This window comes from Streptomyces roseicoloratus (genome assembly GCF_004117935.1).
In the GTDB taxonomy this organism is placed as follows: Bacteria; Actinomycetota; Actinomycetes; order Streptomycetales; family Streptomycetaceae; genus Streptomyces; species Streptomyces roseicoloratus.
The window spans coordinates 25,356-33,902 of the sequence record NZ_SDOY01000050.1 but is presented as its reverse complement, the minus strand read 5'-3'; the positions used below and the strand labels follow the sequence as shown (position 1 = coordinate 33,902).

Here is an 8,547-nt window from a genome sequence, read left to right as displayed (position 1 = left end):
CCCTGCTCGGACACCCAGTTGAGGAAGGCCACGTCCTGGGTGTTGCCGAGCTGCGGCGTGGCGATCCGCTTGCCCTTGACGTCGGCGACCGTCTTGATCTTCTCCGGGTTGACCACCAGCTTCACACCGCCCGAGGCGGAGCCGGAGACGATGCGCAGGTTCTTGCCCTGGGACTTGGTGTAGCCGTTGATGGCCGGCGAGGGACCGATGAAACCGATGTCGATCGAGCCGGCGTTCAGCGCCTCGATCTCGGACGGGCCCGCGTTGAAGGTCGAGGGCTTGATCGCTGTGCCGCCGAGCTCCTTCTGGAGCAGACCCTCCTGGACGCCCACCAGGGCGGTGGCGTGGGTGAGGTTGGGGAAGTAGCCGATCCGTACCTCGCCGGCGGAGAGCTTCTTGCCGTCGGCCGCGACCTTGGGCCGCTCGGCGCCCTCGGTCGCCTCGGAACCGTAGCCGCAGGCGGTGAGCAGGAGGGGAAGCGTGGCGACGGCGGCGAGGGTGCGCAGGGCGGTGAGCGGTCTTGCGGCAGACACGGACGTGTCCTTTCGGAGAAGGGAATCAGGGAGGTGCGGCGATGGCGCGGGCGACGGCGACGCACTCGATGGCGACGCGGTCGGCGGTGCCGCCGTTCCGCGGGACGAGACACGCATCCGCTGAACGGCCGTGCGCGGGACGACAGATGGCGCTGGACGTGCGGCCGAGGTCGATGTGCCGACGGGAGGTGAGGAGGGAGGGGAGCGGGCGCGACTCGCCTGCCTGCTTCGGCGTGCGCACAGCTGCCACCTCCGGAATCCCTAGTTTTCCCACCTGAGTGATAGGCATAGTGGCAGAGGCGGGTTTCGGCCCCAAGAGGGATTTCATACGGCGGACGATCCCGTCTCGCATTCCGAGACGTCGCAGTTCACGAGGGGTGGCGTCGAGAAGGGGTGACGCGGCCGACGGTACGGGTCGGGGAGAGGCGGGGACGGACGCGGCGGGACGCCGAGGGGCGGGGTGGGGCGGGGCGGGGCGAAAAGTCGACCGACGGGCCGGGCGGGAACCGACGAGAAGGCCGTTACGGGAAGGCCGCGACGGTCAGGGATTGGTCCAGGACGTCGGGTCCTGTGCCAGGGAGTGCACGAAGCCGGGGAGCTCGCCCGAGGCGATGTCGGCCAGCGAGACGCCTTCCAGGATCTGGCGGACGTTCGCGCGCAGGGCGACCCACAGCGGCAGCAGCGCCTGTGCGGGACCGTTGTAGGAGAGCTCCGGCGGGCGCACGCCGCGTACGGAGACCAGCGGACCGTCCACGGCCCGCACCACGTCGGCGACGGAGATGTCCCCGGCGGGCCTGGCCAGCCGGTAGCCGCCGCTGGCGCCGCGCTGGCTGAGCACCAGTCCGCCGCGGCGCATGTCGTTGAGGATGCCCTCCAGGAACTTGTGCGGGATCTCCTGCGCCTCGGCGATGGATTCCGCCTTCAGGGGGCCGCCGTCGGGGGCGCCGGCGAGGAGAAGGGCGGCGCGTACCGCGTAGTCCGCCCTGGCTGAGATCCGCATGTGGGCATTATCCCGCAGGCCGCGCCGCAGGTCGTGGCGGGTCCGCCGGGCCCGCCTCGCCCCGCGTCGCCGAGTATCACGCGAGCCCGGTCACCGGGCCGTCGGTGACCGTTCCGTCAGTCGCCAGGGAGGAGGCGGGGGACCAGGCGTACGTACGCGACCATGCCGACGACCTCGACCAGGGTCTGGGTGACCACCACCACGGCGGCGACGGCGAGGCTGTCGGGCAGGGCGAGGGCCAGAGGGAGCACGACGAGGGAGTTGCGGGTGGCGCCGGTGAAGACGATCGCCCGCGCGGCGCCCGCGCCGAAGCCTGCGCGGGCCTTGGGGCCGGTGCCGGAGCCGGAGCTGGTGCCGGGGCTGGTGCCGGAGCCAAGGCCGGTGCTGGTGTCGGCGCCGAGGCGGAACAGGCGGGCGACGGCCTTGCCCGCGAAGGGCATGACCACGAGGAACGCGACGTAGAAGGGGATCACGGCGGCGACGTCACCGAGGCGGTCGCCGAGCTTGGGTACCTGCGAGGCCACGACGGTGAGGAGCGTGGCCGCCATCAGCGGCACCATCGTCGTGGCCGCCGCCTCCGCGGTCTTCCGGCCCGCCGGGCGGTGGGCCGCCCACGCCTGCAGGGTCCACGCCAGGGCCAGCGGGACGACGATCAGGAACAGGAAGGCCCGGAGGAAGGGGCCGGGCTGCACGACGTCCGCGAGGCCGGAGCCGAGGGACACGTACAGGAACCCGGGGAGCAGCAGCATCTGCACGACCAGGAGCAGCGGGGTCGCGGCGAGGAGGCGGCGGGCGGAGCCGCCGGCCAGGCCGCAGAAGACGATCACGTAGTCGACGCAGGGGCAGAGCAGGACGAGCAGGACGCCCAGGCGGACGGCCTGGTCGGCGGGCAGGAACGGGAACAGGGCGGCGACCACGAGCGGTACGACGACGAAGTTCACCACCAGCGCGGCCGCGAGGAAGCGGGTGTCGCGGAGGGAACGGAGCAGCTCGGCGGCGGGCACCTGGAGGAAGGTGACGAAGAGGAGGGCACCCAGGACGGGATTGACGGCGTGCTCGAGTCCGGGGCCGGCGGCCGGGGCGAGCCACCCGAGCAGACCGCCGACGGCCATCGCGGCGAGATAGACCGCGACCTGGTGGTCCTCCATCCACGGGACGGCCCCCTGGGGCTCGCGCGGAGCGTCGGATTCCCGCGGCGCCTCGGGCCTGCGAGACGTCTCGGGCTGACGTGGCGCCTCGGACTCGTGGGGGCTCGCGGAGTTCGGCAGACCTCCTGAGTTCGGCAGACCTCCTGACGTCTGCCGACGTCCGGACGTCTGCCGCTGCCTGGACTTTCGTTGCCGCACGTGGTGCTCCGTGGTGCTCGTCGTCGGTTTGCCGGGGAGGAGGGTTTCAGCCGGCGAGGTGGCGGGCGAGGACGTCGAGCGCGGCCTTGACCTCGGCGAGTCGGGCGCTCGCGGCGTAGCGGTCGGCGCCGCCGGGCGGTTCGGGCAGGGTGGCCTCGCCGATCCTCACGAGCGTGCGACCCAGGAGTGAGAGCTCGACTCCGTTCACCGCCGGAGCGTACATCGGAGGCGATCCGTTCGAACGGATGCATCACGCGGGACTCGTCGCACGCCGGCGGCGGGGACCGGCAGCGCCGCGGTCCGGGCGCGGGGCCCTGCTCGGCCTTCCGGATCGAGGTGTCCGGCCCGTCGACCGCACCGCGGAGAGTCCGCCCGGACAGCCCTCTCCGTGTTGCCTGGTCAGTCCGACTTCCACGGCCTGAGCTTCTCGGGGTTGAGCACGGCCCAGATCCGCCGGATCCGGTCGTCCGCGATGTCGAAGGCGTACACCGAGACGACGACGCCGTCCACGTGGGCGGCCAGGCCGGGCTGGCCGTTGACCGTGCACTCCCGGACCGTGAGCCGGCCCGGGAGGGTCCGGTCGGCGAAGAAGCGGGCGATGGGCTCGGCGCCCTCGATGGGGTGGAGCGTGGCCGTGACGAGTCCGCCGCCGTCGCCGACGGCGACGGCACCGGGGTCGAGCAGGCGGATGAGGGCGGGGATGTCCTTCGCCTCCCACGCCTGCTTGAACGCCCTGACGACACCGGCCCGTTGGGTCGCGGGTGACAGGGGCGCCCGCGAGGCGTCGACGCGGCGGCGGGCCGAGGCCGCCAGTTGGCGGCAAGCCGCCGGGGTACGGCCGACGATGTCCGCCACCTCCGAGAACGGGTAGCGGAAGACGTCGTGGAGCACGAACGCCACGCGCTCCGCCGGGGTCATCGCTTCCAGGACGACGAGGAAGGCCATGCCGACCGACTCGTCGAGCGTGACCCGATCGGCCGGGTCGGCCGTGCTGTCGTCCTTCGCGCCGGTGGGCCACTCGGTGCGCGCGGGCAGCGGCTCGGGCACCCATTCCCCCACGTAGCGCTCCCGCCTGGCCCGCGCCGAGCGCAGCACGTCGAGGCAGATGCGGCCGGCGACCTTGGTAAGCCAGCCGCCGGGGGACGCCACCGCCTCGCGCTGCCGCGGCGACATCGCGTACCAGCGGGCGTACGTCTCCTGCACGATGTCCTCGGCCTCGGCCAGTGAGCCCAGCATGCGGTACGCGAGGTTGATCAGCCGGCGGCGCTCGGCCGCGAGCGTGCTCGCCGTCGAGTCCGGTCGGCCGTCCTGCGGCGCGGGCGAACGGTGCGTCATGGTCCTGAGGCTCCTCGGTCGGGTCTTCCTTCACCGTCATGACGCGGCAGCGCCCCGAAACGTGACGTCGCCGCCCCGCCCGGTACTCCCCACCTCACATTCCGCGAGGCCGTCTCGTCGTACCCGGCAAAGGAACGCGACCCGGCGTCGAGGGCGCGCCGCGCCCAAGGCCGGACGCGCCGCGTGAAGCCGGCCCTCCCTCCTCACCCCCGGCACACCACCACCGAAGGAGTACGCCATGACCACCACCCACGAGTCCGAGCTCCGGGAACTCCTGGCGATCCGCGCCGACGCCCAGCAGGCCAAGGACATCGACCGGCTCATGTCCTTCTACGCAGCCGACGCCGTCTACTACGACGTCGTTCCCCCGCTGAGGTTCACCGGCACCGACGAGATCCGCCGCAACTTCCTGCGGTGGTTCGACGGATACGTCGGCCCCATCAGCCTGGAGACGCACGACCTCACCCTCGTGACCAGCGGGGACACCGCCTTCGCGCACATGCTCCACCGCGACTCGGGGGAGCGGAAGGGCGGTCTGCAGGCCTCGATATGGGTACGGGAGAGCGTCTGCCTCCGGCGGACGGACGGAGCGTGGTCGATCACGCACGAGCACGTCTCGATCCCCGTCGACCCGGCCACCATGACGGTCTGGCTCCCGTCCGACAAGGACCAGCCCGCCTGACTCCCGTTCGCGCACGGAATACGAGGGGGAGGCGGTTCCGGGGCGGTTGGGGGCGCGGCCGGGAACGAGGGGGGCGGTCCAGGGCGGTGCCGGGAACGAGGGGGGGGGGCGGTTCAAGGCGGTGCCGGGAACGAGGGGGGCGGTTCAGGGCGGGGCCGGGCGGCCTGCGGGGAGTTCGCGGCTAGGAGCCGGCGGTCCCCGGCTCCCGGAAGGTGATCGCGCCGGACGGGCAGACGCCCGCGGCCGTCCTGGCGGCCCTCTCCCGGGAGGCGGTCGGGTCGGTGTCCAGCAGGATGACGAGGCCGTCGCCGGGGTCCTGGTCGAAGACCTCGGGCGCGGTCACGGCGCACATCCCGGCGCCGATGCAGCGCTCACGGTCGACGCTCACGCGGGACGGGGTCATGCCGGCACCGCCTGGTCCTCGTCCCAGGTGACCGGGAGGCTCTTCACTCCGAAGATGTCCGCCGTCTCGGGGCGCAGGGCGACCTCCTCGGCCGGCACGGCCAGGCGGAGGGTGGGGAAGCGGTCGATCAGCGCCCGGAGGGCGACGCGCATCTCCAGGCGGGCGAGCTGCTGGCCCAGGCACTGATGGATGCCGTGGCTGAAGGCCAGGTGACCGTCGTACGTCCGCCGGATGTCGAGCGCGTCGGGATCGGCGAAGCGCTCGGGGTCGCGGTTGGCGGTGTGGAACGACAGGACCACGGTCGTGCCGGCCTCGATGGTCCGGCCGGCCAGCTCGACGTCCTCGAGCGCCGTGCGGTGGAAGGTCTTGGCGACGCTCAGATAGCGCAGCAGCTCCTCCACGGCCCCGTCCGTGAGCGTGGGATCCTCGCGCAGCGCGGCCAGTTGCTCCGGATGGCGGAGCAGCGCGTAGGTGCCGAGGGACAGCATGTTCGCGGTGGTGTCGAAGCCGGCCGCCAGCAGGATCAGGCTGATGCCCTTCAGCTCCTCGTCGGTCAGGTCGCCGGCGGTGAGCTCGCTGAGCACGTCGTCGGTGGGGTTCGCGCGCTTGGCGGCCACCAGTCGCGCCAGGTACTCCTGAGTCGCGGTGTAGGCGGCGATCAGCTCCTCGTCGCTCACCTCGCCACCCATGAACGCGTCGATCTGCTCCTGGAAGGAGGGCCGGTCCTCGTACGGCACGCCCAGGATCTCGCAGATCACGATGGTCGGGATGGGCTTGGCGAACGCCGTCACCAGGTCCACGGGACCGCCGGTCTCCGCCATCGCGTCCAGGTGCTCGGCGGTGACCTGTTCGACGCGCTCGGTCAGCATCCTCATGCGGCGGACGGTGAACCTGCCCACCAGCGGCTTCCGGTAGCGGCTGTGCTGCGGCTCGTCCATGAGGAGGAACTCGCCGGGAGGTGCCGGAGGCAGCGAGAAGTCGACCACGTTCAGCAGGTCCTTGCGGGAGCTGAACCGAGGGTCCGCCAGTACCGACCTGGCCAGGTCGTATCCCGTGATCATCCAGCCGGGTTTGCCGCCGGGATGGGTGTAGCGGCTGATCGGGCCGTGCCGGCGGGCCTCGCGCAGCTCGGCCGGCGGGTCGAAGGGGCAAGCGGCCGGACGGTGCGCCGGAAGCGTGCCGACGGTGTGCGGGGAGGGGCTCATGACGGTTCCTCAGGTCGGGCGATTTTTGTTGCCGGATTCTGAAAGCTACGTTGCGTTGAGGAAATCGTCAATGAACAGATGGGCTTCTTCGCAGGTCAGTTGGAGGAAACTGATGCAATGGCGGTGAAGGTGAAGGCAACGAACTGTTGCAATGAGGGTGAGGTGAAGGCAATGGTCCGTGGGCGTGTGCCCGTGTCCGTGCGGGGGCCGGGGTGCGCGTGTGGAGGCGGTCCGTCATCCGGGGTCGGTGGGAAAAGACGGCGGGGCCGTCGCCCCTTCGGGCGGCGGCCCCGGTGGGCGGCGATCGCGCGTCACATCGGCGGGTTGCCGTGCTTGCGCTCCGGGAGGGCGGCATGCTTGCGGCGGAGCATGGCGAGCGCGCGGATCAGGGTGCCGCGGGTGTCGGCGGGGTCGATGACGTCGTCGACCAGGCCGCGCTCCGCGGCGTAGTACGGGTGCATCAGCTCGGACTTGTACTCCTTGATGAGGCGGCTCCGGGTCGCCTCGGGGTCGTCCGAGGCGGCGATCTCGCGGCGGAAGACCACGTTCGCCGCGCCCTCCGCGCCCATCACCGCGATCTCGTTCGTCGGCCACGCGAAGGAGAGGTCGGCGCCGATCGAGCGCGAGTCCATGACGATGTAGGCGCCGCCGTAGGCCTTGCGGAGGACCAGGGAGATGCGGGGCACGGTCGCGTTGCAGTAGGCGTACAGGAGTTTCGCCCCGTGCCGGATGATGCCGTTGTGCTCCTGGTCGACGCCCGGCAGGAAGCCCGGTACGTCGACCAGCGTGACCAGCGGGATGTTGAAGGCGTCGCAGAACTGCACGAAGCGGGCCGCCTTCTCCGAGCCGTGGATGTCGAGGACGCCGGCCAGCGCGGTGGGCTGGTTCGCGACGATGCCCACCACGTGGCCGTCGAGGCGGGCCAGTGCGCACACCACGTTCCGCGCCCAGGCCTCGTGGACCTCGAAGTAGTCGCCGTCGTCGACGATCTCCTCGATCACGGCACGCATGTCGTACGCCTGTTGGGACCCGGCCGGGACCAGAGAGGTCAGGGCCTCGGTGCGGCGGTCCGCCGGGTCGTCGGCGCGGACGGCCGGGGGCAGTTCGCGGTTGTTCTGGGGAAGGAGCGACAACAGGTGGCGGACGTCGGCGAGGCACTCGGCCTCGTCGTCGTAGACGAACCCGGACACGCCCGAGACCCCGGCGTGCACGTCGGCACCGCCGAGGCCGTCGTGGGTGATCTGCTCGCCCGTGACCGCCTGCACCACGTCGGGGCCCGTGATGAACATCTGCGAGGTGCCCCGCACCATGAACACGAAGTCCGTGAGGGCCGGAGAGTAGGCCGCCCCGCCCGCGCAGGGCCCCAGGATCACGCTGATCTGCGGGATCACCCCCGAGGCGCGGGTGTTGCGGCGGAAGATGCCGCCGTAGCCGGCGAGGGCCGTGACGCCTTCCTGGATGCGGGCGCCCGCGCCGTCGCTCAGGCCCACGACGGGCGCGCCCGCCGCCTCCGCCAGGTCCAGCACCTTGTGGATCTTCTCCGCGTGGGCCTCGCCCAGGGCGCCGCCGAAGACGCGGAAGTCATGGGCGTACGCGAAGACCGTGCGGCCGTGCACCAGTCCCCAGCCGATCACGACGCCGTCGCCGTGCGGTTTGCGCGCCTCCAGGCCGAAGCCCGAGGCGCGGTGCCGGCGCAGCGGCTCGATCTCGGTGAACGTGCCCTCGTCGAAGAGGAGTTCCAGCCGCTCGGGCGCGGTGAGCTTGCCCTTGGCGTGCTGGCGCCGGGTGGCCTCGGGGTCGGGGCCCCGGCTCAGTTCCTCCTTCAGGCGTTGCAACTCGTCGGTGGCCCGGCGCAGATCGGGCTCGGGAGGGGCGGCCGGGGCCGCGGCCGGAGGAACGGCCGGAGCGGCGGCCGGGGGCGTGACGGGAGGGGAGAGCGATGCGGGACTGTCGGCGAGGAGTTCGTCGAAGGTCGTCATTGCGGCACCGTAGGGACCCGTACTCGAAGCCCCCGGTACCTCCCCTGGAGAACGGCTCGACCCG

General features: G+C 72.0%; 10 protein-coding genes. 1 reads left to right on the top strand and 9 read right to left on the bottom strand.

Annotated elements, in window-relative coordinates; all coding sequences use genetic code 11:
* From ESG85_RS04200 to sigJ, 6 genes are all read right to left on the bottom strand, one after another.
* Window positions 1-533: ABC transporter substrate-binding protein (locus ESG85_RS04200; protein WP_246094799.1), on the bottom strand; the 533-nt coding region annotated here is incomplete at its 3' end.
* A gap of 25 nt (window positions 534-558) precedes the next feature.
* Window positions 559-783, bottom strand: a complete 225-nt coding sequence (locus ESG85_RS34830; RefSeq protein WP_164986157.1) for a putative leader peptide — start codon at window positions 781-783, stop codon at window positions 559-561.
* 291 nt (window positions 784-1,074) lie between these two features.
* Complete coding sequence (locus ESG85_RS04195) at window positions 1,075-1,533, bottom strand: RrF2 family transcriptional regulator (RefSeq protein ID WP_128976648.1); 459 nt, start codon at window positions 1,531-1,533, stop codon at window positions 1,075-1,077.
* Window positions 1,534-1,649: 116 nt separating this feature from the next.
* A complete protein-coding gene (locus ESG85_RS04190) occupies window positions 1,650-2,681 on the bottom strand; it encodes a bile acid:sodium symporter (protein ID WP_128976647.1) in 1,032 nt (343 codons plus the stop codon).
* A 244-nt stretch (window positions 2,682-2,925) separates the two neighbouring features.
* Window positions 2,926-3,087 carry a hypothetical protein gene (locus ESG85_RS34825; RefSeq protein WP_164986159.1) on the bottom strand — a complete coding sequence of 54 codons (162 nt, stop codon included), beginning with the start codon at window positions 3,085-3,087 and terminating at the stop codon, window positions 2,926-2,928.
* Window positions 3,088-3,278: 191 nt separating this feature from the next.
* Window positions 3,279-4,214: an RNA polymerase sigma factor SigJ gene (gene sigJ, locus ESG85_RS04185; RefSeq protein ID WP_128976646.1), complete on the bottom strand. Its 936-nt coding sequence runs from the start codon at window positions 4,212-4,214 to the stop codon at window positions 3,279-3,281.
* Window positions 4,215-4,452: 238 nt separating this feature from the next.
* Between sigJ and ESG85_RS04180 the strand changes: the two genes are divergently transcribed.
* Entirely contained in the window at window positions 4,453-4,896 is a 444-nt protein-coding gene (locus ESG85_RS04180; RefSeq protein WP_128976645.1) for a YybH family protein, read from the top strand.
* A gap of 181 nt (window positions 4,897-5,077) precedes the next feature.
* On the opposite strand, the gene ESG85_RS04175 is transcribed toward ESG85_RS04180, so the two are convergent.
* The 3 genes from ESG85_RS04175 to ESG85_RS04165 all read right to left on the bottom strand — a co-directional run bounded on the left by ESG85_RS04175 (window position 5,078) and on the right by ESG85_RS04165 (window position 8,483).
* Window positions 5,078-5,299 carry a ferredoxin gene (locus ESG85_RS04175; protein WP_128976644.1) on the bottom strand — a complete coding sequence of 74 codons (222 nt, stop codon included), beginning with the start codon at window positions 5,297-5,299 and terminating at the stop codon, window positions 5,078-5,080.
* Window positions 5,296-6,504, bottom strand: a complete 1,209-nt coding sequence (locus ESG85_RS04170; protein WP_128976643.1) for a cytochrome P450 — start codon at window positions 6,502-6,504, stop codon at window positions 5,296-5,298. Before ESG85_RS04170 ends, ESG85_RS04175 begins: the two co-directional genes overlap by 4 nt.
* Before the next feature lie 311 nt (window positions 6,505-6,815).
* A complete protein-coding gene (locus ESG85_RS04165; protein WP_246094798.1) occupies window positions 6,816-8,483 on the bottom strand; it encodes an acyl-CoA carboxylase subunit beta in 1,668 nt (555 codons plus the stop codon).
* Window positions 8,484-8,547: the final 64 nt, after the last annotated feature.

What these genes read in the sequence shown, in the direction of transcription:
- ESG85_RS04195 (WP_128976648.1), bottom strand. Translation starts at nt 1,533, where the DNA reads ATGCGGATCTCAGCCAGGGCGGACTACGCGGTACGCGCCGCCCTTCTC.
- ESG85_RS04190 (WP_128976647.1), bottom strand. Translation starts at nt 2,681, where the DNA reads ATGGAGGACCACCAGGTCGCGGTCTATCTCGCCGCGATGGCCGTCGGC.
- sigJ (WP_128976646.1), bottom strand. Translation starts at nt 4,214, where the DNA reads ATGACGCACCGTTCGCCCGCGCCGCAGGACGGCCGACCGGACTCGACG.
- ESG85_RS04180 (WP_128976645.1), top strand. Translation starts at nt 4,453, where the DNA reads ATGACCACCACCCACGAGTCCGAGCTCCGGGAACTCCTGGCGATCCGC.
- ESG85_RS04175 (WP_128976644.1), bottom strand. Translation starts at nt 5,299, where the DNA reads ATGACCCCGTCCCGCGTGAGCGTCGACCGTGAGCGCTGCATCGGCGCC.
- ESG85_RS04170 (WP_128976643.1), bottom strand. Translation starts at nt 6,504, where the DNA reads ATGAGCCCCTCCCCGCACACCGTCGGCACGCTTCCGGCGCACCGTCCG.
- ESG85_RS04165 (WP_246094798.1), bottom strand. Translation starts at nt 8,483, where the DNA reads ATGACGACCTTCGACGAACTCCTCGCCGACAGTCCCGCATCGCTCTCC.